Raw genomic sequence first — 22,084 nt, forward strand, 5'->3', positions numbered from 1 at the left:
GAATACTTTGAGGGCAATTTACTTGATGGCGGGCTTCGCCGGTATCGTGATCGCCACGACCGGGCCGGTCCTTGCTCAGAGCGATAAACCCTCTGAGATCGAAGAGATTGCCCGGGAATTGTCGACCTACGTCTTCCCGAAAACTGGCCCCTACACGCCGGAAGCAATCGTGATCGGGAATGCGCGCCAAATCGAAAGCTGGGCGCGATCGGCCCATGCCAACTCTGCCGCCGAAGCCTTTGCCCATTGGAATGCCGATGGCGAGATTCCCGGCGCCTGTGCCGTTTGCCATTCCGGCCAGGGGTTCCGCGCCTTCCACGGCCTGGACGGGAGCGCGCCCGGGCCCCTGCAATCCCCGATTCCGACCGGCGGCGTCGTGGATTGCGAAACCTGCCACAAGCCGGGACTTGCCGAGATCGACAGCGTTACCTTGCCCTCCGGTGTTGTCCACCCGACGGAGACTGCCCTGGTGCCCTGCCTGACCTGCCACACCGGTCGGTCCTCGGGCGCGAACGTGGCAAAGGTGACCGCCAACATGGCCGAGGATACGGTGAACCCGGAATTGTCTTTCGTGAACCCGCATTACAAGGTGGCCGGGGCCACATGGCTCGGCGGTTATGGCGGCATCGGATATCATTATCCCGGCAAGACCTATTCCGGCCGCTTCCTTCACGCCAAGCCGGTCGCAAGCTGCCTGTCCTGCCACGAGCCTCATGCGCTGACGGTGAACGAGGCGATCTGCCTGACATGTCACGAGACCGGTGCGGCGCAGGATATCCGAATCTCGCGCCAGAGCTATGATGGCAGTGGCGATACCGCACAGGGGATCGCGGTGGACATCCGCGCCAACAGTGACCTGCTTATGCGTGAAATGCTGGACTATGCGTCGCAGGTTGCCAAGACCGGGCTGATCTACGACAGCGGTCGATATCCCTATTTCTTTGCCGACGCGAACCGCGACGGCGTTGTCGACCAGACCGACGGGCGGCCTGTCACGTTCAAAGGCTGGACGCCGACGCTGCTGCGGGCGGCCTATAATTGGAAAGTGGTCACGAGCGATCCGGGCATCCATGTGCACAACCCGCATTACGCGCTTGAACTGATCCATGATTCGATCGAATCCCTTGCCAAGGCGCAGGGAAAGGACTTTGCCGCATTCGGACTGATGCGGTGATGGCCCTGCCGACAGACGGCACCTGACCTCGGGCACCTTCGCGGGCACGTGACGCCGTCTTAATACTCGGCCCCGCGCGCGATCAGAAGATCTGCGGGGGGATCCCGCAGGAGTTCCGCCGCGAACGAGCCGAGGCCGGTGAACGACAGGGTGCGGGTGGTGGCACCTACGGCGATCAGGTCCGGCGCAAAGGTCTTTATCTCATTGTAGCAGCTCGTTCCGACACCATTCTGGACGAGGTCGACTTTCGGCAGCTTCGTGGGAAGGCCTGCGCTCCACGTGGCGGATTGCTCGGCAGTTTCGCGTTGCACGGCACGCGCATAATCCGATGTTTTCCCACCTGTCAGCCCCTCAAACGGCGCCATCCAGGCATGGAAGACCCGATAGGTTGCTTCGGGTGCCACGCTGAGCGCGGTGGTGACGGCCTGGCGGCACGCGGCAGAGAACGCCACGGGTGCCAGAACCCGGGCATAGCCATGCTGAACCGGGTCGGTGACGAGCAGCACCGGCGTCAGGGATTGGGACACGACACTCTCCACGGTCGTCTTTCTCAACCCGTCGAAAACGCGCCTGGCACGGTGCCGGCCCATGACAACCAGGTCGACCTCTGCGGAATTCACAAACTCGACCAGCCGCGCGATGGGATCGCCCGTTTCGATGTGGATCGTGTAGGGCAGGTTTTCGGCTATGCTCTTTGCCGAGGCTTCCAGATGAGCCCGAAATTTGTCGACGAGTTCGAGGGCCAAGGACTCGGGAACACTGTCGTCAATGATCGACACCACCTGTACCTGGGCGTCCAGTTCATGGGCCAGAAGGAAGCCCCGCTGCAGGGCGCGATCGGACCGTGCTGAAAGATCCGACGCAATCAGAATGGACTTGATGTGCATTGTTCTACCTCTCCTGGGCTGGGACCTCGGCAGCAAGGTCGGCGGGCAGCTGTGGCCTCGCATCAATGATGTGGCGCTGAGGTACCTCTCAGCGGGCATTCCAAGTTATACATGATATACATGATAAAGCCGCGTCAGATTTGACCGACTTCAACGCTGCAACGACTGATGGTCTAGGCGGCGTCTTCATTTAAGCAAGCCAGGTCATTGCGCATGCGCGAGACACAAAGGCTCGGAAGGATGAGACGTCTCAGGTGATCAGCGTGGTAAGCCGCGTCCGCCATCACATGCCCGACGCCTTCCAACCCTTCGATCAAGTCGGGGGCCTGCGGACAATCACCCCATTGACCGGGGGTGATGGTGAAGCGGATCGGCAGCCCGAGCGCATCGACGGCGGCATGGGCCTTGCAAATGCTTGCATCGACGATGGGCGTATTCGAAGTCTGGGTCTTGGCGTATAGCGTTTCGACTTCAACTTGAAACATGTCCCATCATGTAACGCGTTGAAATATATGACTTTCAGGCCGTGTTATGTGACTCAGGTTTGAGTTTGAACTGCTTTAACGTTCTGAAAAGAACTCTCCCGAACGCCTGACAGCGTCCAGCGCCGGACTCGGCAATGCACCGTTCGCCAGTTGCCCGGCTCGGGCGGTAAATCTCGCCACGGCGACGCCGTTCGCGCCAGCCACAGGAAAGCCGGTTGTCCGTCGCAACCGGGATCGAGGTGGCGCGGGCGACCTCAGCCATGCTGTCCAGATTGTCCGGCGGCACCGGCTCCTCGAACCAGAGCGGCGCATAGGGCGCGATGGCCTCGGCCAATCGAACGGCGCCGCCGGTGGAAAACTGGCCATGGGTGCCGAACAGCAGATCGGCGCGGTCGCCCACCGCCGCCCGGATCGCCCGGCAGAATTCGGCGGAGCGGGTAATGTCGCGCATCGCGGGCATGTGGCCGCCGCGCATCGTATAAGGGCCAGCCGGGTCGAACTTCACCGCCGTATAGCCGCGCCCAACCAGATCCAGCGCGCTTTCGGCGGTCTGCTCGGCGCTGATCCAGAACTCGGCCAGGGTGTGATGGGGCAGGGGGTAGAGGTAGGAATAGGCGCGCAGCCTTTCGTTCATCCGCCCGCCGATCAGCGCATGCACCGGGCGGTCGCGGTCTTTGCCCAGAATGTCCCAACAGGCGATCTCCAGCCCGGAAAACGCCCCCATTACGGTGGGATCAGGACGCTGGGTAAAGCCGCTGGAATAGGCCCGGCGGAACATCATCTCGATGTTCTCGGGGTTCTCTCCGGCCATGTGCCGGTCAAACACATCCCGGATCACCGCCGATTGCGCGTCCGGTCCGACAGCGGCGGCATAGCATTCGCCCCAGCCAATGATCCCGGTGTCGGTGGTCACCTTCACCAGGAGCCAGTAGCGCCCGCCCCAGCCCGGAGCGGGCGGGGCGGTCACGATGATATCGAGTGAGTCGAGCCTCACCGCATTACGATGACATTGCGTCGGGCGGTGCCGGTCTTGGTGTTTTCGATTGCCTCGTTGATCTGATCGAAGCTGTAACGCCCGGAAATCAGCTCATCCAGCTTCAGCCGGCCCTGATGGTAAAGGTCGACGATCCAGGGGATGTCGCGCTTGATCACCACGTCGCCCATTTTCGACCCGATGAAGCCCTGGCCCTGATTGGCCATGATCAGCGGCGAATAAGAGGCGGTCTTGTCGCCATGCGGCATCCCGACCATCACCACATGACCGCCCGCCGCCAGATACTGCGGTGCCTGGGTGTAAACGGCATCGACACCGACGGTGACCAGCACCGCATCGGCGCCCCGGCCGAGGATGTTCTTCACCGCTTTCCAGGGCTTTTCGCCGGTGGCCGAGACCACATCGGTGGCGCCGAATTCGCGGGCGATCTCCAGCTTTTCATCCAGCATGTCCACCGCCACGACGCGCCGTGCCCCGGCGATCACCGCGCCCTGAATGGCGTTCAGCCCGACGCCGCCAGCGCCGATCACCACAACGTCCTGTCCGACCCGAATGTCGGCGGCCAGAGCGGCGGCGCCCACCCCGGTGATCACCCCGCAAGAGATCAGCGCCGCGACCTCTTTCGACAGATCGGCGGGGATCTTGCAGATCTGGCTCTGATCCACGACCACCTTTTCGGCAAAGGCGCCCGAGGCCATTGCCTGATAGACCGGCGCGCCGTCGATGGTGCTGAGCGGCCCTTTTGAGCCGTCATAGGGGGTTTCGCAGATCGTCGGTTGGCCAGAGCCGCAGGAAATGCAATGGCCGCAGGCGCGGATCAGGGTGACGCAAACGTGATCGCCAATCGCCACGCCTTGCACGCCCTCGCCCAGGCCGATGACACGGCCAGCGGCCTCATGGCCGAACACCGCCGGCACCGGGCCGCCAAAGCCACCCTGCTGGAACGAGATATCGGAATGGCAGATCGCAACCGCGTCGACCTCAACCATCACTTCGCCCATTTTCGGTTCGGCAAGCCGAATTTCTTCGATGATCAGCGGTTTTCCGTGCTCGTGACAGACTGCGGCTTTGATGGTTTGCATTATTTCCTCCGGCAATTGAAGGATTAACCCTGTCGGGGGAACCGATATCATGCAAGCCGAAATTCAATTCCATTGATCGAAACCAACCTGTGTCACGGTGCCACCCGCTCCGATCGGGCCAGGGCAAACACCGCCAATGCGGGCAGCAGGATCAGGACCGATAACGCAAATGGTGCGTCAGGCAGATTGAGTGGCGCCGTCTCGGCGGTGAACAGGCGAAAGGTGGCGGTGAACAGGATCGGCGCGCCGACCATGGTCAGCGCCATCAGTGCTGACAGCACCCCCTGCAGCGCGACTTGGGAAACGTCGGGCGCCACCGCAAAGATCAGCCCGATCCCCATTGCGTCCAGCGCCACGGTGATGATGATAAACGCAAAGGGCAGTCTTTTCGGCATCAGCGACCAGCGGCAAAATCCCGCCAGATACTGGTCACTGCCTCCGGGCTGTCAACGTCCCCGGCTTCATCTTGCCAGAAATATTCCCGCCGGAGGCTCCCACAGCACCGGATCGCGCTGTCGCCGGGCAGGGGCCTCAGCCGTGCCCTCGGGCCTGCGCCACAAACGCCCGCGCCTCGGCCGGGGCGCTGCCCATCTGCCGGGCGGGATCGAACACATCGTCGGTGTCGATCTCTGGCCAGGTCTCGGCGGCGACCTCGGCCAGATGCCGTCCCTGGCTCATCGCGTTCTGACAGGCCTGTTTCACCGCCGCCTGCGCCTCGGGGCGCGGCATATGCGCGGCCAGGCGGAAACTCAGCGCCTCGGCATGGATCATCCCGCGACTGGCGGTCAGCGCTGCGGCCATTGCGACGGGGATCGGCACGATGCCCGGCACCAAAGCCCGGGCGGTTTCCAGCGCCGAGGCGCTGGCCAGCACCAGCCCCGGCAGGCTCAGCCATTCGGTGAACCAATCGGCGCCGTCGCGTTGTTGCCTTGGGCTGCCGGCCAGCAGCAGCGCGCCGTTCAGCGCCGCCACCTGATGCGCCAGCGCCACCAGCACCGAGGCCGCCACCGGGTTCTGTTTCTGCGGCATGGTCGACGAGGCGCCCACCGCGGCCAGGGCGACCTCGCCGATGCCGCTTTGCACCGCCAGGATCAGATCCTCGCCAATCTTGCCCAGGGCCGCCGCCAGCCGCGCCAACCAGGCAGCGATGCGCAGCACCGGCCCCCGGTCGGCATGCCAGGACCGGCCCGGATCGCGCAGCCCCAGCGCCTCGGCCAGGGCCCGCCGCAGCGCGGCCGGATCCGGGCCCAGCTTGGATCCGGTGCCCGCCGCACCCGACAGCGAAACCAGCAGGCCGTCGGCGCGGATATTGGCCAATTCGCCGCGCAGATCGAGCAGCGGCCAACCCCATTGCGCCACCACAGCGCCAAAGCTCACCGGCGCCGCCAGCTGGCCATAGGTGCGCCCGGCCATGGGCAGATCGGCATGGGTTTCCGCCAGATTGGCCAGATCGGTCAGCAGCCCGCCCAGCCCGGTGTCGATCAGCGCCAGAACCTGGCGCAGCCGCAGCATCAGCGCGGTGTCCATGATGTCCTGGCTGGTGGCGCCCCAATGCAGATATTGCGCATGCTCCGGCGCCTGCATCGCCGCGCGAAAGGCGGCAACCAGGGCTGGCACCGGCACCCCGTTCTGGCCCGTCGCTGCGGCCATGCCGCCGGGGTCGAGCGGCAGTTCCAGCGCCGCGCGGTGGATGAAGGTGCCCGAAAGCTCGGGGATCACCCCGGCCGCGCCCTGGACCTTGGCCAGGGTGCCCTCGACCAGCAGCATCGCGCGGAGTTCGGCGCTGTCGCTGAACAGCCGTCCGATCTCGCCGGTCGGAAACAGCTTACTGTAAAGCTGGCTGTCGTGCAGTGATCCGGCCATCAGCGCGGAGTCGCGATGCGGTGGATATGTTCGGCCAGTTCTTCCGGCTGTGACAGGAACGGCGAATGGCCGGTGGCCATGTCGATCAGCGCCGCGCCAGCTGCGCGCGCCATTCGGGCCTGATCTTCCGGCGGGATCATCAGATCTTCGGTGCAACGGATAAAGCTTTTCGGAACCCCGGCAAAGCCCGCGCCCAGGTGGATCGCCTCACGATGCGGCGCCGAAGGTTCATAGCAGATCTGCGCGGCAGCCCAGGCCGCATCTTCCGGGCTGACACCGTTGTAAAGCAGCGGCGCGGCGCTGACCGGATCAAAGCTGAAGCTGGCGCGATCCGGGCTGACCACCATCTTCGCCGGCGGCGTGTCGCGGGCGAACCCGGCCATGGTCTTGCCCAGCGCGGCGCCGTCCTGCGGCAGCAGCGCTGCGACAAACACCAGGTGCTGCACCTTGTCCGGCGCGGCCTCGGCGGCGGCGGCAATGGAAAACCCGCCCGCCGAATGGCCGACCAGCACGGCGCCGTCACGGGCGACGTCCAGGATCGTCTGCGCCTGATCGGCCAGGGTCAGGCCAGCCGGGTCACGGGTGTCGCCTGCGCGGCCGGGCATGTCGAGGGCTTGCACCTCATGTCCCCGCGCTTCCAGCGCCGGGATCACGTCGCGCCAGCACCAGGAACCGTGGCAGGCGCCGTGTATCAGTAGGATCTGTGTCATAGGTCAAGGAAAACAGTTTCCCCGGCGCCCTGCAAGCGGATGTCGAAGCGATAGCCCCCATAGCCGGTCTTTTTGGCGATCAGCGTCTCAACCCGGTTGCGCTGTTCGATGCGGGCCAGCAGCGGATCGGTGCTGTTGTTCTCATCCTCGAAATAGATCCGGGTCTGCAACCCGACATTGATGCCCCGCGCCACGACCCAAAGGGCGATATGCGGCGCTTGCAGGCCACCGCCGCGGGCCGGAGTCGCCCCCGGCTTCACCGTGCGCAATTGGAATTCACCACTTTCACCATCGGCGGCAAAGCGGCAAAAGCCGCTGACTGCCGGATCGGCGCCCGGCTGGCCGGGAAATTTTCCTGCGGCATCGGCTTGCCAGCTCTCCACCATCGCATCGCGCAGCGCCCAGCCGGTGCCGTCGATGACCTGGCCGCGAATTGTTATGATCTCGCCCTTGGCCCCGTCGGCAATCGGGGTGGTGCCGATCTCGGTCGCATAGGCCCCGGCATTGCCCGCGAAGGTCGGCATACAGCCGATATGGACATAAGGCCCGCCGGTTTGCGACGGGGTTTCGCGCAGGTTGTTGAGTGACTGAACCATCTCACATCCCCTCGATCTTGTTTTCGAACATCGTCTGGCGGCGTCCACGCAGCACGATATCCATCTTGTAGGCCAGGAAATCCAAAGGTCGGGATTTCGCCATATCCAGTGGCGCGACCAGCCGATCCAGCTGGCTGCGATCCTTGATCGTCGCGGCAATCGGGCAGATGTCGATCAGCGGGTCACCCTGGAAATACATCTGGCTGATCAGCCGTTGGCCAAAGGAATGCCCGAAAACCGAATAATGGATATGCATCGGCCGCCAGTCATTGGCGCGGTTCGGCCAGGGATAGGCGCCGGGGCGGATGGTCAGGAATTCGTAATAGCCGTTTTCATCGGTGATGGTGCGCCCGCAGCCGCCGAAATTCGGGTCGATCGGGGCGAAATAGGTATCTTTCACATGGCGATAACGCCCGCCCGCATTGGCTTGCCAGATCTCGACCAGGGTCTGCGGCACCGGGCGGCCGAATTCATCCAGCACCCGCCCATGCACAAGGATCCGCTCGCCCACCGCCGCCGCCGTGCCGCCGGTCCAGTTCAGGATCAGGTTGTTGTCGAGCGGCCCCAGCAGGGACTGGCCAAAGCGCGGGCCGGTTTCCTCGGAGGGGGTCGATTCCATCGACAGCAGCGGCCATTGCGGGCTGCGCGGCACGCTGGTCTTGTAATCGACGTCGTAGGCCACCGGATGCGCGGTCCGGTCGCGGGGCACGAGTGGCCCAAGGTCAATGGTCATCGCCTTGCTCCTCCAGTTCGGCATAGATGTCCTTGGCCAGCTTGAACGCGTGATTGGCGCGCGGCACCCCGGCGTAGATCGCGACGTGGTGTAGCACCTCGCGGATATCGACCTTGCTCGCGCCGGTGTTGACCGTGGCGCGCAGATGCAGCTGGAATTCCTCGAAATTCCCCAAGCCCGCCAAAAGCGCCAGCGTCAGCATCGAGCGTTCGCGTTTGCTGATCGCCTCCGATGACCAGATCGATCCCCAGGCGCCTTCGGTGATCAGCTCGATAAAGCCCGCGTCGAAATCGCTCGACCCGCCTTTAGAGCGGTTCACATGGGCGTCGCCCAGAACCGCGCGGCGGGTCGCCTCGCCCTGTGCGCGCTTGTCAGACATGGCCGGTGCCGGTGATGAAATCGTTCAGGACCCGGGCATAGTCTTCGGGCTTTTCGACACAGGGCAGGTGACCGGCGCCTCGGATCAGCGCGAACCGGGACCCGGGGATCAGGTCAATGGTTTCGCGCACCAGATCCGGCGGTGTCGATCCATCCTCGGACCCGGCGATGCCAAGCGCGGGAATCCGCAGGGCGGCGGTGGTGGTATAGAAATCCGTGCCCGAGATTGCGGCGCAGCACCCGGCATAGCCGTCGATATTCTGCTGGACCAGCATGTTGCGCCAGCCGGTCAACTCGTCCGTGGCGCGAAACCCGGCAGAGAACCAGCGCTCCATCACCCCGTCGGCCATCGGTGCGATCCCGGTGGCGCGGGCCGCCGCGATCCGGTCGGCCCACATCTCGCGGGTGCCGATCTTGGCCCCTGAATTCGAGATCACCACAGCGCGCACCAGATCGGGCCGCTTGGCCGCCAGCCCCTGGGCGATCATGCCGCCGATCGACAATCCGACAAACAGCGCGTCCTTGACGCCGAGGTGGTCCATCAGCCGCTCCACGTCGCGCACCAGCATGCCCATCGAATAGGGCGCCGCTGTCACCTCGCTCAGCCCATGACCGCGCTTGTCATAGCGGATGATCCGCAGCCCGGCGGGCAACAGCGGCAGCAGCTTGTCCCAGAGCCGGAAATCGGTGCCCAGCGAGTTGGCAAAGACAATCGGCGCGCCCGCCGGGTCGCCTTCGTCGGCATAGTGGATATGGATGTCGTCGAGTTTCGCGATATGCATCAGAATGGTAGCCCTACATAATTTTCCGCCATCACCTTCTGCGCCGCGTCATTGTCGCGCAAGAAGTTGATTTCGGCCTGTTGCATCTTGAGGTCGAATTCCGGCTGGTCAGGGAAGCGATGCAAGAGGTTGGTCATCCACCAGCTGAAGCGTTCCGCCTTCCAGATCCGCAACAACGCCCTTTCAGAATAGAGGTCCAGCCCTTCGGCCTCGGTGTCGTGATACTGCGCCTTCAACCCTTGAAACAGGTAATGGATATCCGAGGCGGCGGTGTTCAGCCCCTTGGCCCCGGTCGGCGGCACGATATGGGCGGCGTCACCGCAGAGGAACAGGCGGCCCCAGCGCATCGGCTCGGTCACGAAAGAGCGCAGCGGCGCGATGGATTTCTCGATCGAAGGGCCGGTGATCAGCTTTTCGGCCACCGCTTCGGGGATCCGGCGCCTCAACTCGTCCCAAAAGGCGGCATCGCTCCAGTTCTCGACAGAGTCGGATAACGAACATTGGACGTAATAGCGTGACAGGTTGGCATTGCGCATCGAACAGAGTGCGAAACCGCGTTCAGATTTTGAATAGATCAATTCATCATCCGCCGGCGGGGTTTCCGACAGGATGCCAAGCCAGCCGAACGGATAGACCTTTTCATAGTCGCGCCGGACATTCGCCGGAATGCTTTGCCGTGACACCCCATGGAACCCATCGCAACCGGCCACGAAATCGCACTCAAGCCGTTGTTCGCTGCCATCGACCGAATAGGTCAGATAGGGCGCATCGCTGTCGGCGCCGTGGATTTCCACCGCCTCGGCGTTGAACACGATCTTGCCGTCACTTGCGGCGCGGGCATCATAGAGGTCGCGGGTGACCTCGGTCTGGCCATAGACCACCACCGGTTTGCCAGTGTGTTTGACGAAATCAACGCGAAATTGTTCGTTGCCATTGGCGATCAGGGTGCCGTCATGGATAAAGCTTTCCCTGTCCATCCGCTCGGCCACACCGGCCTGGCGCATCAGCCCGACAAAGCCCTGCTCCAGCACCCCGGCCCGGATCCGCGACAGCACATAGTCGCGGGTCTTGCGCTCCAGCACGACACTGTCGATTCCTGCCCTGTGCAGAAGCTGGGACAGCAGCAAGCCGGATGGCCCGCCGCCAATGATGGCGACCTGTGTGCGCATGCATGTCCTCTCCCCGTTCGGGGAGAACATTCAGTATTTTAATTGTCGACATCAATTAATTTTGTGGCGTACCGGCCGCCGGGCGCGTCAGTGGATCAGCCTCGGCGTTTCAGCAGATGCGTGATCGCATAGGTCAGAACGATTTCACCCGATTGATTTCGCACGGAATAATCGACATCGATCCGGCCCCGGTCCGGGCGTGACCCGGAGGGGGTAACCGCCGTGACCTCGGCCAGAACGCCGAGGGTGTCACCGGGACGGACAGGCCGCAGCCAGCGGATACGATCCATACCGGGCGAGCCCATCGACGATTCGTTGAACAGATCCGCGTCGAGGGTCAGGCGAAAGGCAATGGCGCAGGTCTGCAGGCCGCTGGCTATGATGCCACCATAGATTGACGCGGCGGCGGCCTGGGGGTCGATGTGAAAGGGCTGCGGGTCATATTGGCGGGCATAGGCCAGGATCTCCTCCTCGCTCAGCGTATGTCTGGGCGTGTGGAAGGCCTGACCGGCGGCAAAGTCGTCAAAATACATCGGTGATCCTCACAGCGTCGCCAACGCCCGGGAGAACATCGCCGGGTCGACATTGCCGCCTGATATCACTGCGATCACCGTGTCGCCGGCAAGGACGTCGCCCCGATAGAGCGCTGCGGCCAGCGCCACCGCGCCGCCGGGCTCGGCCACCAGCTTCAACCGCAGGAACGCCTGTGCCATCGCCGCCAGTGCCTGATCGTCGCTGACCGTGATTCCGGGACCGCAGAGCGCGGCCATGATCGGAAAGGTCAATTCGCCCGGTTGCGGCGTCACCACCGCGTCGCAGATCGATCCGGACAGCCGGGCATTGCGCTGGATTGCGCCGGTGGAGAGTGAGCGGGCGACATCGTCAAACCCCGCCGGTTCGACCGGATGGGTGGTCAGCCCCGGCGCCCGATCGGCCAGCGCCATCGCCACGCCCGAGGTCAGCCCACCGCCGCCGCAGCAGACCAGCACCTCGGCGCTGTCCACGCCCAGGTCCGCCGCCTGTTCGGCGATCTCCAGCCCGACCGAGGCCTGACCGGCGATCACCACCGGATTGTCAAAGGGCTTGATCAGCGAGAGGCCGCGTTCACTGGCCAGGGTGTCGCCGATCACATCGCGGTCTTCGGTTTCGCGGTCATAGAGCACCACCTCGGCACCCAGCGCCCGGGTGTTGGCGATCTTCAGCGCCGGGGCGTCGCTGGGCATAATGATCACCGAAGGCGCGCCATGCGCCGCCGCCGCCCAGGCGACGCCCTGGGCGTGGTTGCCCGAGGAAAACGCGATCACGCCACGGGTCCGGACATCGGCGGGCAGGGCGGAAATCGCTGACCAGGCGCCGCGCGCCTTGAAGCTGCCGGTGTGTTGCAGGCATTCCGGTTTCACCAGAACCCGGCGCCCGGCGATCTGGTCCAGAAACGGCGAGGACAACAGCGGCGTGCGCCGGACATGCCCGGCCAGACGGGCGGCGGCGGCGTCGATATCAGACATGTCGAGGGCAAAGCCGGTCATTGCATTTGGCCCAGCCAAAGGTTCAACGCCGCCAGCGATTCCGCCTCGTCCAGAAACGGGATATGGGCGCGGTCCGGCACATGGGCGGTGATCAGATCAGGATTGCGCCGGGCCATTTCATCGACGGTTTCCCGGGACAGCAGGTCCGAATTTTCGCCGTGGATAACCGCGCAGGGCAGCGGCGCCACCTTCTCGAACAGCGGCCAGAGATCCAGGGTGACCGCGGCTGCCTCGCCATTGCCCAGCGCATCGGCGAGGCGGGGGTCGTAATTCAGGCGCAGCCCCTCGTCGGTCAGCACCGCGGTGTTGGTCACCTCCTTGCGCCAACGCTCCAGCGGCACGCCGGGAAATTTCTCCGCATTCAACGCCATCCGTGCCTTGGCCGCCTCTTCCACGGTCTTTTGCTCCGGGTGTTTGCCGACATAGCCGCGGATCACCTCCAGCCCGGCGCTATTCAACTCCGCACCGATATCGTTCAGCGCCAGGCCGAGCATCCGGTCCTTGGCCTTGACCGCCATCAGCATCCCGATGAGCCCGCCGCGCGAGGCGCCCAGCACCGCCGCCTTTTCGATCCCCAGCAGGTCGAGCAGCGCCAGCGCATCGGCCATCTCGACCTTGACGTCATAGGTGGCCGGGTCGGCCCAGTCGGAATGACCCCGGCCCCGGTAATCCATCCGAATCATCCGCACCCCGCTGAGATGCGGCGCGACATAGTCGTAATCCCGGGCGTTGCGGGTGAGGCCAGAAAGGCAGAGCAACGGTAGACCGGTGCCGGCGTCTTCGTAGTAGAGCGATATCCCGTCAGGGGCGATGAAATGTGGCATCAGAAAATCTCCAGGTTCGGCAGGTCGGACAGATCGGTCAGAATATGGGCGGGGCGGCCGGGCAGCCGGTCGATGGGCTCGCCGCGCCGGTTCACCCAGGCGGTGACGAATCCGTAATCCGCCGCTGCTGCCGCGTCCCAGCCATTTGAGGACACGAACAGAACCTCGCCGGGGGCGCAGCCGTAGCGCTGGCCAACCAGGTCATAGACGACCCGCGCCGGTTTGAAGATGCCGACGCTGTCCACCGAGAGGCAGGAGTCGAGCAATTCGCCGATCCCAGCCGAGGCGACCGCATCGGCCAGCATTCCCGGCGAGCCATTCGACAGAATCGCGCAGGTCAGGCCGCGATCCTGCAGCGCCCGCAGCATCGCGGGCACCTCGGCATAGGCCGCAAGCTCACGGTACAGCGCCAGTAGTCGGGTGCGCAGGGCGGCATCTCCGGCCAGCCCCTGCGCCTCCAGCGCCCAGTCCAGCGCGTCCTGGGTGACGACCCAGAAATCGCAATATTGCCCGGCCACGGCGCGCAGCCAGGAATAGGACAATTGCTTGATCCGCCAATCCTCGGCGAGTTTCGGCCAACAGGCGGCCAGCGCCTCGCGCCCCGGTTCGGCGGCGGCGACACGGGCGGCGGCGGCGACGTCGAACAGGGTGCCGTAGGCATCGAAAATGCAGGTGGTGACAGGCATCCCAAGCTCCTTGTTTCGGGTTGAGCCTGCCATGTTGAAACCGGCGGCGGAAGGGGTGTTTGCATCGCCCGGGCCTCTGGCCTAGAATTCCGCATCCGTTCGGGCACCCGCAGACAGCGGCCCCGACAAACCCATCCCAACACAGCTGAAAATGACAGGAGCCTTCATGACACAGGCCAAAGCGGGCGATACTGTCCGAATTCACTATACCGGCACCCTGAATGACGGGACCGAATTCGACAGCTCAGCCGGGCGCGACCCGCTGGAATTCGTCGTCGGTTCGGGCCAGATCATTCCCGGCCTTGATCAGGCGATCCCCGGCATGGTGGTGGGCGACAGCAAGACCGTCGCCGTGCCCTGCACCGAGGCCTATGGCGAACACAACGCCGATGCCAAACAGGTGGTGCCGCGCGATCAGATTCCGGCGGAAATCCCGGTCGAGGAAGGGCTGCAATTGCAGGTCCAGACTCCGGATGGTCAGACCCTGCCGGTGACCGTGACCGCGGTCACTGACACCGAGGTGACGCTTGACGCCAACCACCCGCTGGCGGGCAAGGATTTGAATTTCGCCATTGAATTGATCGCAATCGCCTGAGGCCTGGCGCCTTCGGGATTGATCTCTGGATTTCCGGCCAGAAGCGCGTAAGTTTATGTGCCACAGGCCGGGAATTCACCATGACCAAACCACTTGACTCCATTCGCAAACGCATCGCCTCGCTCCAGGAAGATCTGGAGGTGGAACTGGCGCAACAACGCGAGAAGTTTCGCTACCGGGTCGAAAACGGCAAGGTCCGGTTCGAGGCCGGGGTGCATGAACGCCAGAAAGAACTGCGCGAGGGCTGGGCCAGCTTTCTCGCCCGGACCCGACCCAGCGTGGTTATGGTCGCGCCGGTGATCTATTCGCTGATCGTGCCCTTTGTCATCGTCGATATCTGGGTCTCGCTGTATCAGGCGATCTGTTTCCCGGTCTATGGCATCGAAAAGGCCAAACGCGGAGATTACATCCGCATCGACCGGCACCGGCTGGCCTATCTCAACTGGCTGCAAAAGCTGAACTGCGTCTACTGCGGCTATGTGAACGGGCTGATTGCCTATATCCGTGAAGTCGCCGGCCGGACCGAGGCTTTCTGGTGCCCGATCAAACATGCGGAACGGGTCGCCGGGCGGCATGGCCATTATCAGGATTTTGTCGATTACGGCGATGCCGAAGGTTTTGCCGAGGGGCTCGCCCAATCCCGGGAAACCGTCAGAAGCGGCAAAGACAAGCCGGAAGCGTGAGCCTCTCGCCCATGTGTGTCCCGGGCGCGGGCTTTGGCCGCGCGCCCGGTGCCGGGTCGGTCAGGTGTTGGCGGCGATCAGCTCGGATTGCTTGACGATCACCTCGGCCTGTTTGATTGAGGCGATGTCGACCAAACGGCCCTTGTAAACCACTGCCCCTGCGCCATTTTTCTGCGCCTCGTCCATCGCGGCGAGGATTTCGCGGGCCTCGGCGACCTTGGCATCCGACGGGGTGAACACCTCGTTCGAGAGGGCGATCTGCTTGGGGTGGATCGCCCATTTGCCGACCATGCCGAGTGTGGCCGAACGCAGCGCCTGGGCGCGGAAGCCATCATCGTCGCTGAAATCGCCAAAGGGGCCGTCCACCGGCAGCAGCCCATGGGTGCGGCAGGCGGCGACAATCGCGGTCTGCGCCCAATGCCAGGGGTCGGACCAGTATTTCTGCCCCTCGCGCAGCATATAGTAATCTTCCTGGGTGCCACCGATGCCGGTGGTCTGCATCCCCATCGAGGCGGCGAAATCTGCCGCGCCGAGGCTCATCGCCTCCAGGCGGGGCGAGGCGGCGGCGATTTCTTCGACATGGGCGATGCCAGCCGCGCTTTCGATGATCACTTCGAATTTGATCGGCTTGGTGCGGCCCTTGGCGCGCTCGATGGCGGTGACCAGCGCATCGACGGCATAGATATCCTCGGCGCAGCCGACCTTGGGGATCATGATCATGTCGAGCCGGTCCGAGGATTTTTCCAGCAGATCGACCACGTCGCGATACCAATAGGGCGTATCCAGCCCGTTGATCCGCACCGACAGCGTCTTGGCGCCCCAGTCGATATCGCCAATCGCATCGACGGCCATTTGCCGCGCCATTTCCTTGTCGTCGGGGGCGACGGCGTCCTCAAGGTCCAGATTGATCACATCGGCGGCGCTGGTGGCCATTTTCGGTGGCAGTTTGGGATTCGAGGCGGGGCCGAACAGCTGGCAGCGATTGGGACGGGCGGGGGGCTGAGGCTGGATGCGGAAGGACATGGGTGCTCCTTGCGGGCAATGAAATTTCGTTATGATGGGGTCGAGGGGTATGAAATTGCGCCCGGCCTCGCAAGCTCCATTTTGCTCTGTGGTGAGGCAGGCCCGGCCGCATTGCGCAGAATCTTCGCACAAAAGCGGCCAGTCGCGGAAAAACTTGCACCAGAGCCGGCGGCAGCCGCAGACTTGCAAAGCATTTGTGTGTCGCACCCGTTTGAATGGACCGGAACACTTATGCCGGGGCAAAGCCATGATCGACACTCCATATCTCTTGTTTTTGGGCGATGCGCCCGATCCGTTGGCGGCCAAGGTGGCCCAGGGCATCCGCGACTGGCGACCCGACAATGCCGTCGGCCAGTTCCGGATGGCAGGCTGCCTGGCCGATATGAAATTGCCTGACATGAGCCTGGCCGAGGCCAGGGCGGCGGGGGCCAAGACCCTGGTGATCGGCGTCGCCAACCGGGGCGGGTTGATCAGCCCGGCCTGGAAAAAGGTGCTGATCGAAGCGCTGGAAGAGGGGTTCGATCTGGCCTCGGGGCTGCACAACCTGCTGCGCGAGGAGCCGGACTTGAAGGCGGTGGCCGAGGCGACCGGGCGCCAGCTGCATGACGTGCGGGTGCCGAGCGTGAAATACCCGATCGCCAATGGTGAAAAGCGGACCGGCAAGCGCTGTCTGGCGATCGGCACCGATTGTTCGGTCGGCAAGATGTATACCGCGCTGGCAATGGATCTGGAGATGAAGGCGCGCGGGATGAAGTCGAATTTCCGCGCCACCGGCCAGACCGGCATCCTGATCACCGGCAACGGCGTGCCGCTGGATGCGGTGGTGGCCGATTTCATGGCCGGGTCAATCGAATGGCTGACCCCGGACAATGATGCCGATCATTGGGACATGATCGAGGGGCAGGGCAGTCTGTTCCATGTTTCCTATTCCGGGGTGACGATGGCGCTGGTGCATGGCGGACAGCCGGACGCGCTGATTCTTTGTCATGAGCCGACGCGGACCCATATGCGCGGGTTGCCGGGATACAAATTGCCGAGCCTGGAAGACCTGCGCGACATCGGTCTGCGATTGGCGCAGGTGGCCAACCCGGCCTGCACAGTGGTCGGCATCTCGATCAACAGCCAGCAGATGGGTGAGGCCGAGGCCGCCGATTATTGCGCCAAGGTCGAGGCGCGGATGGGTCTGCCCTGCGTCGATCCGTTCCGCCATGGTGCGGCCCGGCTGGTGGATGCGCTGGCGGCGGTTTGAGCGATCTGAGGAAAATCTGCGCGGCGCGCGCGCCTTTCTTGAGGGTTGACGAGGGGGCGTTGCCCCCTCGCGCTCTCCCAAGATAGTTGTGACCAGAAGAAGATAACCAGAGCAGGAAAGGGGTGGCGATGCAGATTGAGGTCACGGCCGAAACATTCCGGCTGGCGCAGGTGTTCACCATTTCGCGCGGCAGCCGGACCGAGGCGCAGGTGTTGCGGGTGCAGATCAAGGAGGGCGGTTTCAGCGGCCAGGGCGAATGTGTGCCCTATGCGCGCTATGGCGAGACCCTGGAGAGCGTGAGCGCCGAGATTCGCGGCCTGCCGGACCGGTTCGACCGGGCTGCGCTTGCCGATCTGCTGCCTGCCGGGGCGGCGCGCAATGCGGTTGATTGCGCGCTCTGGGACCTGGAAAGCAAGCGGGCGGGCAAACGGGCTTGGGAACTGGCCGGGCTGCCGGTGCCAGGGCCGGAGGTGACCGCCTATACCCTGTCGCTGGCCGAACCGGACGAGATGCAGGCCCAGGCGGAAAAGAACGCGCATCGGCCGATCCTGAAGATCAAGCTTGGCACCCCGGATGACATGCCGCGATTGGAGGCGGTGCGGCGCGGGGCGCCGAAATCGGTGATTATTGTTGATGCCAATGAGGGCTGGAGCGCGGCGGTCTATGCCGATCTGGCTCCGCATCTGGTGCGGCTGGGGGTGGCGCTGGTCGAACAGCCCTTGCCAGCGGGTGCGGATGAGGCGCTGATCGGCATGGCGCGCCCGGTGCCGGTCTGCGCCGATGAAAGCTGCCATGATCGCGCTAGCCTGGCCGGGCTGGCGGGCAAATATGACGTGGTGAACATCAAGCTGGACAAGACCGGCGGGCTCAGTGAGGCGCTGCGCCTGCGTACAGCGGCGCTGGCCGAGGGTTATCGGGTGATGGTTGGCTGCATGGTCGGCACCTCGCTGGCAATGGCGCCGGCGGTGCTGGTGGCGCAGGGGGCGATGGTGACAGACCTTGACGGGCCGCTTCTGTTGGCCGAAGACCGCGCCACGCCGCTGTTTTACGACGAAAAAGGCGTGTATCCGCCCGAGCCTGCGCTCTGGGGCTGAGTTGGGAGAGTTGAGATGAGCCGCACCGTCTATGTGAATGGAAATTACCTGCCTGAGGAAGAGGCGAAGATTTCGATCTTTGATCGTGGCTTCCTGATGGCGGATGGCGTCTATGAGGTGACCAGCGTGTTGGGCGGCAAGCTGATCGATTTCGACGGCCATGCCAAGCGGCTGCAACGCTCGCTGGGCGAACTGGATATGGCGACGCCCTGTTCCACTGAGGAGCTGCTGGACATTCACCGGGCACTTGTCGAAAAGAACGCGCTCGTCGACGGGATGATCTATCTGCAGGTCACCCGTGGCGCCGCCGGGGACCGGGATTTTGCCTTTCCCGATCCCGAACAGGTGCCCTCGACCCTGGTTCTGTTCACCCAGTCCAAACCCGGGTTGGCCGAGGATCCGAAGGTGGCCAAGGGGATTTCGGTGATCTCGATCGAGGATATCCGCTGGGGTCGGCGCGACATCAAGACGGTGCAGCTGCTCTATCCGTCGATGGGCAAGATGATGGCCAAAGCCGCCGGGGCGGATGACGCCTGGATGGTCGAGGAGGGGGCGGTGACCGAGGGCACCAGCAACAACGCCTATATCGTCAAGGGCAACAAGATCATTACCCGGGCGCTGAGCCATGACATCCTGCACGGGATCACCCGCGCTGCGGTGCTGCGCTTTGCCCGTGAGGCGCAGATGGAGGTCGAGGAGCGGTCGTTTTCCATCGACGAGGCGCAGGCGGCGGATGAGGCCTTTATCACCTCGGCCTCGAGTTTCGTGATGCCGGTGGTCGAGATCGACGGCGCCAAGGTCGGCAGCGGCACACCGGGGCGGGTGGCGCTGCGGCTGCGCGAGATTTATCTTGAGGAAAGCCGCAAGGCGGCGCGCTGATACTGACCGCTGGCGAGCAAGGGCCGCGCCCCGCCGCATAGGCGGGGCGCTCAGGGTCAGTCCAGCTGCGCACACATCTGCACCGCCGGGAACAGCACCCCGGGGGCCAGGCGGATTTCGATGCCGCCACTGCGGGTAAATCCCAACCTCTCATAGAACGGCTCGGCGGTGAGCGTGCTTTGGCAATGCAGCCGGGTCAGCCCGGCGGCGGCGGCAGAGCGCAGCACCTCGGTCATCAATCGGCGGGCATGGCCCTGGCCGATATGCTCGGGGTCGGTGGCGACATGGCGGATATGGCCCTGACCTCGGCGACCGGCGCGGCCATGCGGCGAGCTGTCGGTCCAGCCGCCGACAGCCAGGGTGCGACCGGTGTCATCCTCGCTGAGGAAATAGGTGCCACAGCGCAGCAGCCGCGGGCGTGACTGGGTCATCAGCGGCAGGGCGGCGGCGAGTACGGTGGTCGGGTAGTCAGAGGCCAGCAGGGCGCGGTAGGAGCGTCCCAGCAGGGTGGTGACCCGCGCCGCATCGGCGGGGATGGTCGGACGGATGGTGATGCTCTGGCACATGGTCGTGGTCCTGATCCCGAGAAGGGAGAGGCGCGCGACCCTGAAAAAGACAAGAGCCGCGCTGGGATGGCGCGGCTCGGCTTGGTCTTTGCAAGGGGGCGATCGTTACTTGATCTTGCCTTCCTTGTATTCGACATGCTTGCGCACCACGGGGTCGTATTTACGCACCGCCATCTTTTCGGTCATGGTTCGTGCGTTTTTCTTGGTCACATAAAAATGGCCAGTGCCCGCGGACGAGTTCAGGCGGATCTTGATGGTGGTCGGCTTCGCCATTGGTCTTCTCCTGCGGTGGGGCCAGCTGCGGCCCGCGAAATCTCACGAAGCCTGCCTTTTAGCGATAGGCGGGGGGGAGTCAACTGCAAAGGAAGGGGAAAATACCGAAACCGGTTGGGGGGGGGCATCTCCTCGTCGGCCTCCGGCCGCCCCCCACCGAGGTATTTTGGACCAGAAGAAGCGGTAAGAATTCAGGTTTTGCAGAGGTGGTTCCGGACATCTGAACGGTCGGGACAAGTGGATTTTCCGTGCAACAGCGGCAGGATGCTGCGAGCAGGGAGAAGACCATGGCAAGACGGCCGCGCCGGAACCACAGCCCGGCATTCAAGGCGAAAGTGGCGGTGGTCGCGATCAAGGGCAAGACGACCCCGATCGAGCTGGCGCAGGAGTTCGACAGCCATCCGAAGCAGATCAAGCAGTGGTGCGACCAGCTGCTTGAGGGCGCGGCCGGGGTGTTCGGCGATCGACATGAAGTGTAGTGGTTCAGATGTGATCTGACAGTTGGCCATTTTTCTGGCGGCGTCTGTCAGGTCAAGTTCAGTTCACGAACTTTTCCTTCCAGATTGTTTTACCCTCGATCATAGTTTCGATGGGCGTTCTGCCGCAACACATTTTGCCCTGATGCGTACGCTCGTGGTTGTAATGATGCAGCCACTCATCCAGATCGGCCTGAAGCGTATCAATGCTGTCGTAGAGCTTTTTGCGGAACGCGACCTGGTAAAACTCCTGCAGGATCGTTTTGTGGAACCGCTCGCAAATGCCGTTCGTTTGAGGCGATTTCACCTTGGTCTTGGTGTGGTCGATGTCATTGATGGCCAGGAAGAGCTGGAAGTCGTGCTTGTCGATCCGCCCACAATACTCCGTCCCGCGATCCGTCAGAATGCGCAGCACCGGTAGATCGTTTTCCTCATGGAACGGCAGCACCCTGTCGTTGAGCAGATCCGCCGCCGTGATCGGCGTTTTGGTGGTATAAAGCTTGGCATGGGCCACCTTGCTGTAGGTGTCGACATAGGTCTGCTGATAGACGCGCCCGACGCCCTTGAGAGTGCCGACGTAGAACGTGTCCTGCGAGCCAAGATAACCTGGGTGGGCCGTCTCGATCTCGCCGCAGGCTTCGTCGTCCAATTTCTTCTTTTCCAGCGCCTGCACCTGCGCTTCGGTCAGAATGCCGCCCTCTTCGGCGACCAAGGCTTCCAGCGCTTTCAGGCGGGTCTTGAAGTTCGCCAGATCGACCGCACGCCCGAGGGCGAAACGAACACCCCCAGCTTGCGCAGCTCGTTGGACGTGCGGGCCTGGCCATAGGCCGGGAAATCCGTAGCGGATTTGATGACAGCGTCCTCGGTCGCCTGATCCACCCGGTTCGCCAGATTGGGTTTGCGCCGCGTGCGCTCAAACAGCGCCTCGACGCCCCCATCCTCGACCGCCGACTTGTAGCGGTAGAACGTGTCACGCGACATGCCCATGACCTGGCAGGCTTTGGATACGTTGCCAAGTTCCTCGGCCAGGTTCAGCAGCCCAGTCTTGTGCTTGATGATTTTTTCAGAAGTATTCAACATTGTGGTTTCCTTGTTGATGGTTCGGTTTGCACCACCATCAAAACGGACAACCGTCATCTCGTTCAAGAGATGCTCCGTCCCCATTCCAGCGTGCTGGGAAGGGGGCGGTGTCAGATCACATCAAGACTAATTCACGTAAAGTGGAGCAAATGGCCTCCGACAAACCCGGCGCGGTTCAGTTTGTCATTTCCAGAGGCTCATGGGCCAGATGCTCATGGGGATGTAACCCTAAATCTGGTATCCACCCCGGCAAACGCGCGTGGCGGCGTGGCGGAAA

General features: G+C 63.5%; 23 protein-coding genes and 5 pseudogenes. 7 read left to right on the top strand and 21 right to left on the bottom strand.

Translation table 11 applies throughout. The features are described from left to right. Positions 1-25 precede the first annotated feature (25 nt). Entirely contained in the window at positions 26-1,174 is a 1,149-nt protein-coding gene (locus P1U48_RS10940; RefSeq protein WP_301069019.1) for a cytochrome C, read from the top strand. Positions 1,175-1,233: 59 nt separating this feature from the next. On the opposite strand, the gene P1U48_RS10945 is transcribed toward P1U48_RS10940, so the two are convergent. The 17 genes and pseudogenes from P1U48_RS10945 to P1U48_RS11025 form a co-directional block, all read right to left on the bottom strand. Then, a complete protein-coding gene (locus tag P1U48_RS10945) occupies positions 1,234-2,061 on the bottom strand; it encodes a universal stress protein (protein WP_301069020.1) in 828 nt (275 codons plus the stop codon). Between the two features lie 248 nt (positions 2,062-2,309). Next, a pseudogene (locus P1U48_RS10950) lies at positions 2,310-2,468 on the bottom strand (transposase); the annotation flags it as partial. 179 nt (positions 2,469-2,647) lie between these two features. Then, positions 2,648-2,749 (bottom strand): annotated as a pseudogene (locus P1U48_RS10955) (transposase); the annotation flags it as partial. Between the two features lie 2 nt (positions 2,750-2,751). Next, positions 2,752-3,540, bottom strand: a pseudogene (locus tag P1U48_RS10960) (mandelate racemase/muconate lactonizing enzyme family protein); the annotation flags it as partial. Further along, the gene (locus P1U48_RS10965) at positions 3,537-4,622 is read right to left on the bottom strand and encodes a zinc-binding dehydrogenase (protein ID WP_301069021.1); all 1,086 of its coding nucleotides are present in this window, start codon (positions 4,620-4,622) and stop codon (positions 3,537-3,539) included. The gene P1U48_RS10965 and the pseudogene P1U48_RS10960, both read right to left, overlap by 4 nt. Before the next feature lie 92 nt (positions 4,623-4,714). Further along, on the bottom strand, positions 4,715-5,017 hold the full coding sequence (locus tag P1U48_RS10970) for a hypothetical protein (RefSeq protein WP_301069022.1): 303 nt from the start codon (positions 5,015-5,017) through the stop codon (positions 4,715-4,717). A gap of 136 nt (positions 5,018-5,153) precedes the next feature. After that, positions 5,154-6,485 carry a lyase family protein gene (locus P1U48_RS10975; protein WP_301069023.1) on the bottom strand — a complete coding sequence of 444 codons (1,332 nt, stop codon included), beginning with the start codon at positions 6,483-6,485 and terminating at the stop codon, positions 5,154-5,156. Further along, the gene (locus P1U48_RS10980; protein WP_301069024.1) at positions 6,485-7,195 is read right to left on the bottom strand and encodes an alpha/beta fold hydrolase; all 711 of its coding nucleotides are present in this window, start codon (positions 7,193-7,195) and stop codon (positions 6,485-6,487) included. The genes P1U48_RS10975 and P1U48_RS10980 overlap by 1 nt, the downstream gene beginning before the upstream one ends. After that, positions 7,192-7,791, bottom strand: a complete 600-nt coding sequence (gene pcaG / locus P1U48_RS10985) for a protocatechuate 3,4-dioxygenase subunit alpha (protein ID WP_301069025.1) — start codon at positions 7,789-7,791, stop codon at positions 7,192-7,194. The genes P1U48_RS10980 and pcaG overlap by 4 nt, the downstream gene beginning before the upstream one ends. A gap of 1 nt (position 7,792) precedes the next feature. Then, positions 7,793-8,524: a protocatechuate 3,4-dioxygenase subunit beta gene (gene pcaH, locus P1U48_RS10990; protein WP_301069026.1), complete on the bottom strand. Its 732-nt coding sequence runs from the start codon at positions 8,522-8,524 to the stop codon at positions 7,793-7,795. Further along, positions 8,514-8,903 (bottom strand): 4-carboxymuconolactone decarboxylase, encoded by a 390-nt coding sequence (gene pcaC, locus P1U48_RS10995; RefSeq protein WP_301069027.1) that lies wholly within the window; start codon positions 8,901-8,903, stop codon positions 8,514-8,516. The genes pcaH and pcaC overlap by 11 nt, the downstream gene beginning before the upstream one ends. Further along, on the bottom strand, positions 8,896-9,684 hold the full coding sequence (gene pcaD, locus P1U48_RS11000) for a 3-oxoadipate enol-lactonase (protein WP_301069029.1): 789 nt from the start codon (positions 9,682-9,684) through the stop codon (positions 8,896-8,898). The genes pcaC and pcaD overlap by 8 nt, the downstream gene beginning before the upstream one ends. After that, complete coding sequence (gene pobA, locus P1U48_RS11005; protein WP_301069030.1) at positions 9,684-10,853, bottom strand: 4-hydroxybenzoate 3-monooxygenase; 1,170 nt, start codon at positions 10,851-10,853, stop codon at positions 9,684-9,686. Before pobA ends, pcaD begins: the two co-directional genes overlap by 1 nt. 95 nt (positions 10,854-10,948) lie before the next feature. Continuing rightward, entirely contained in the window at positions 10,949-11,386 is a 438-nt protein-coding gene (locus tag P1U48_RS11010; protein WP_301069031.1) for a MaoC family dehydratase, read from the bottom strand. Between the two features lie 9 nt (positions 11,387-11,395). Further along, positions 11,396-12,379 carry a threonine/serine dehydratase gene (locus tag P1U48_RS11015; protein ID WP_301069032.1) on the bottom strand — a complete coding sequence of 328 codons (984 nt, stop codon included), beginning with the start codon at positions 12,377-12,379 and terminating at the stop codon, positions 11,396-11,398. Then, entirely contained in the window at positions 12,376-13,203 is an 828-nt protein-coding gene (locus P1U48_RS11020; protein WP_301069033.1) for an alpha/beta hydrolase, read from the bottom strand. The genes P1U48_RS11015 and P1U48_RS11020 overlap by 4 nt, the downstream gene beginning before the upstream one ends. Then, positions 13,203-13,889: a haloacid dehalogenase type II gene (locus P1U48_RS11025; RefSeq protein ID WP_301069034.1), complete on the bottom strand. Its 687-nt coding sequence runs from the start codon at positions 13,887-13,889 to the stop codon at positions 13,203-13,205. The genes P1U48_RS11020 and P1U48_RS11025 overlap by 1 nt, the downstream gene beginning before the upstream one ends. A gap of 166 nt (positions 13,890-14,055) precedes the next feature. Here P1U48_RS11025 and P1U48_RS11030 point away from each other — a divergent pair, with 166 nt between their 5' ends. Beyond that, on the top strand, positions 14,056-14,484 hold the full coding sequence (locus P1U48_RS11030; RefSeq protein ID WP_301069035.1) for a peptidylprolyl isomerase: 429 nt from the start codon (positions 14,056-14,058) through the stop codon (positions 14,482-14,484). A gap of 80 nt (positions 14,485-14,564) precedes the next feature. Then, positions 14,565-15,167: a hypothetical protein gene (locus P1U48_RS11035; RefSeq protein ID WP_301069036.1), complete on the top strand. Its 603-nt coding sequence runs from the start codon at positions 14,565-14,567 to the stop codon at positions 15,165-15,167. A gap of 60 nt (positions 15,168-15,227) precedes the next feature. Here P1U48_RS11035 and P1U48_RS11040 read toward each other — a convergent pair whose 3' ends face one another. Continuing rightward, positions 15,228-16,190 (bottom strand): L-malyl-CoA/beta-methylmalyl-CoA lyase, encoded by a 963-nt coding sequence (locus tag P1U48_RS11040; protein WP_301069037.1) that lies wholly within the window; start codon positions 16,188-16,190, stop codon positions 15,228-15,230. Positions 16,191-16,437: 247 nt separating this feature from the next. Here P1U48_RS11040 and dgcN point away from each other — a divergent pair, with 247 nt between their 5' ends. The 3 genes from dgcN (at position 16,438) to P1U48_RS11055 (ending at position 19,412) form a co-directional block, all read left to right on the top strand. After that, positions 16,438-17,439, top strand: coding sequence for an N-acetyltransferase DgcN (dgcN, locus tag P1U48_RS11045; RefSeq protein WP_301069038.1), 1,002 nt, complete (start codon positions 16,438-16,440; stop codon positions 17,437-17,439). A gap of 128 nt (positions 17,440-17,567) precedes the next feature. Next, entirely contained in the window at positions 17,568-18,533 is a 966-nt protein-coding gene (dgcA, locus tag P1U48_RS11050; RefSeq protein ID WP_301069039.1) for an N-acetyl-D-Glu racemase DgcA, read from the top strand. Between the two features lie 15 nt (positions 18,534-18,548). Next, the gene (locus P1U48_RS11055) at positions 18,549-19,412 is read left to right on the top strand and encodes a D-amino-acid transaminase (protein ID WP_301069040.1); all 864 of its coding nucleotides are present in this window, start codon (positions 18,549-18,551) and stop codon (positions 19,410-19,412) included. A 56-nt stretch (positions 19,413-19,468) separates the two neighbouring features. On the opposite strand, the gene P1U48_RS11060 is transcribed toward P1U48_RS11055, so the two are convergent. Then, positions 19,469-19,978 (bottom strand): GNAT family N-acetyltransferase, encoded by a 510-nt coding sequence (locus P1U48_RS11060; RefSeq protein WP_301069041.1) that lies wholly within the window; start codon positions 19,976-19,978, stop codon positions 19,469-19,471. A 105-nt stretch (positions 19,979-20,083) separates the two neighbouring features. After that, positions 20,084-20,251, bottom strand: a complete 168-nt coding sequence (gene rpmG / locus P1U48_RS11065) for a 50S ribosomal protein L33 (RefSeq protein ID WP_301069042.1) — start codon at positions 20,249-20,251, stop codon at positions 20,084-20,086. A gap of 287 nt (positions 20,252-20,538) precedes the next feature. Between rpmG and P1U48_RS11070 the strand changes: the two are divergent. Then, a pseudogene (locus P1U48_RS11070) lies at positions 20,539-20,712 on the top strand (transposase); the annotation flags it as partial. A 76-nt stretch (positions 20,713-20,788) separates the two neighbouring features. Here P1U48_RS11070 and P1U48_RS11075 read toward each other — a convergent pair. Beyond that, a pseudogene (locus P1U48_RS11075) lies at positions 20,789-21,807 on the bottom strand (IS481 family transposase). Positions 21,808-22,084: the final 277 nt, after the last annotated feature.

Source organism: Pseudooceanicola sp., assembly GCF_029213205.1.
Lineage (GTDB): Bacteria > Pseudomonadota > Alphaproteobacteria > Rhodobacterales > Rhodobacteraceae > Pseudooceanicola.

Coding starts and splice junctions, on each gene's coding strand:
- P1U48_RS10940 (WP_301069019.1), top strand. CDS start 26: ATGGCGGGCTTCGCCGGTATCGTGATCGCCACGACCGGGCCGGTCCTT.
- P1U48_RS10945 (WP_301069020.1), bottom strand. CDS start 2,061: ATGCACATCAAGTCCATTCTGATTGCGTCGGATCTTTCAGCACGGTCC.
- P1U48_RS10965 (WP_301069021.1), bottom strand. CDS start 4,622: ATGCAAACCATCAAAGCCGCAGTCTGTCACGAGCACGGAAAACCGCTG.
- P1U48_RS10970 (WP_301069022.1), bottom strand. CDS start 5,017: ATGCCGAAAAGACTGCCCTTTGCGTTTATCATCATCACCGTGGCGCTG.
- P1U48_RS10975 (WP_301069023.1), bottom strand. CDS start 6,485: ATGGCCGGATCACTGCACGACAGCCAGCTTTACAGTAAGCTGTTTCCG.
- P1U48_RS10980 (WP_301069024.1), bottom strand. CDS start 7,195: ATGACACAGATCCTACTGATACACGGCGCCTGCCACGGTTCCTGGTGC.
- pcaG (WP_301069025.1), bottom strand. CDS start 7,791: ATGGTTCAGTCACTCAACAACCTGCGCGAAACCCCGTCGCAAACCGGC.
- pcaH (WP_301069026.1), bottom strand. CDS start 8,524: ATGACCATTGACCTTGGGCCACTCGTGCCCCGCGACCGGACCGCGCAT.
- pcaC (WP_301069027.1), bottom strand. CDS start 8,903: ATGTCTGACAAGCGCGCACAGGGCGAGGCGACCCGCCGCGCGGTTCTG.
- pcaD (WP_301069029.1), bottom strand. CDS start 9,684: ATGCATATCGCGAAACTCGACGACATCCATATCCACTATGCCGACGAA.
- pobA (WP_301069030.1), bottom strand. CDS start 10,853: ATGCGCACACAGGTCGCCATCATTGGCGGCGGGCCATCCGGCTTGCTG.
- P1U48_RS11010 (WP_301069031.1), bottom strand. CDS start 11,386: ATGTATTTTGACGACTTTGCCGCCGGTCAGGCCTTCCACACGCCCAGA.
- P1U48_RS11015 (WP_301069032.1), bottom strand. CDS start 12,379: ATGACCGGCTTTGCCCTCGACATGTCTGATATCGACGCCGCCGCCGCC.
- P1U48_RS11020 (WP_301069033.1), bottom strand. CDS start 13,203: ATGCCACATTTCATCGCCCCTGACGGGATATCGCTCTACTACGAAGAC.
- P1U48_RS11025 (WP_301069034.1), bottom strand. CDS start 13,889: ATGCCTGTCACCACCTGCATTTTCGATGCCTACGGCACCCTGTTCGAC.
- P1U48_RS11030 (WP_301069035.1), top strand. CDS start 14,056: ATGACACAGGCCAAAGCGGGCGATACTGTCCGAATTCACTATACCGGC.
- P1U48_RS11035 (WP_301069036.1), top strand. CDS start 14,565: ATGACCAAACCACTTGACTCCATTCGCAAACGCATCGCCTCGCTCCAG.
- P1U48_RS11040 (WP_301069037.1), bottom strand. CDS start 16,190: ATGTCCTTCCGCATCCAGCCTCAGCCCCCCGCCCGTCCCAATCGCTGC.
- dgcN (WP_301069038.1), top strand. CDS start 16,438: ATGATCGACACTCCATATCTCTTGTTTTTGGGCGATGCGCCCGATCCG.
- dgcA (WP_301069039.1), top strand. CDS start 17,568: ATGCAGATTGAGGTCACGGCCGAAACATTCCGGCTGGCGCAGGTGTTC.
- P1U48_RS11055 (WP_301069040.1), top strand. CDS start 18,549: ATGAGCCGCACCGTCTATGTGAATGGAAATTACCTGCCTGAGGAAGAG.
- P1U48_RS11060 (WP_301069041.1), bottom strand. CDS start 19,978: ATGTGCCAGAGCATCACCATCCGTCCGACCATCCCCGCCGATGCGGCG.
- rpmG (WP_301069042.1), bottom strand. CDS start 20,251: ATGGCGAAGCCGACCACCATCAAGATCCGCCTGAACTCGTCCGCGGGC.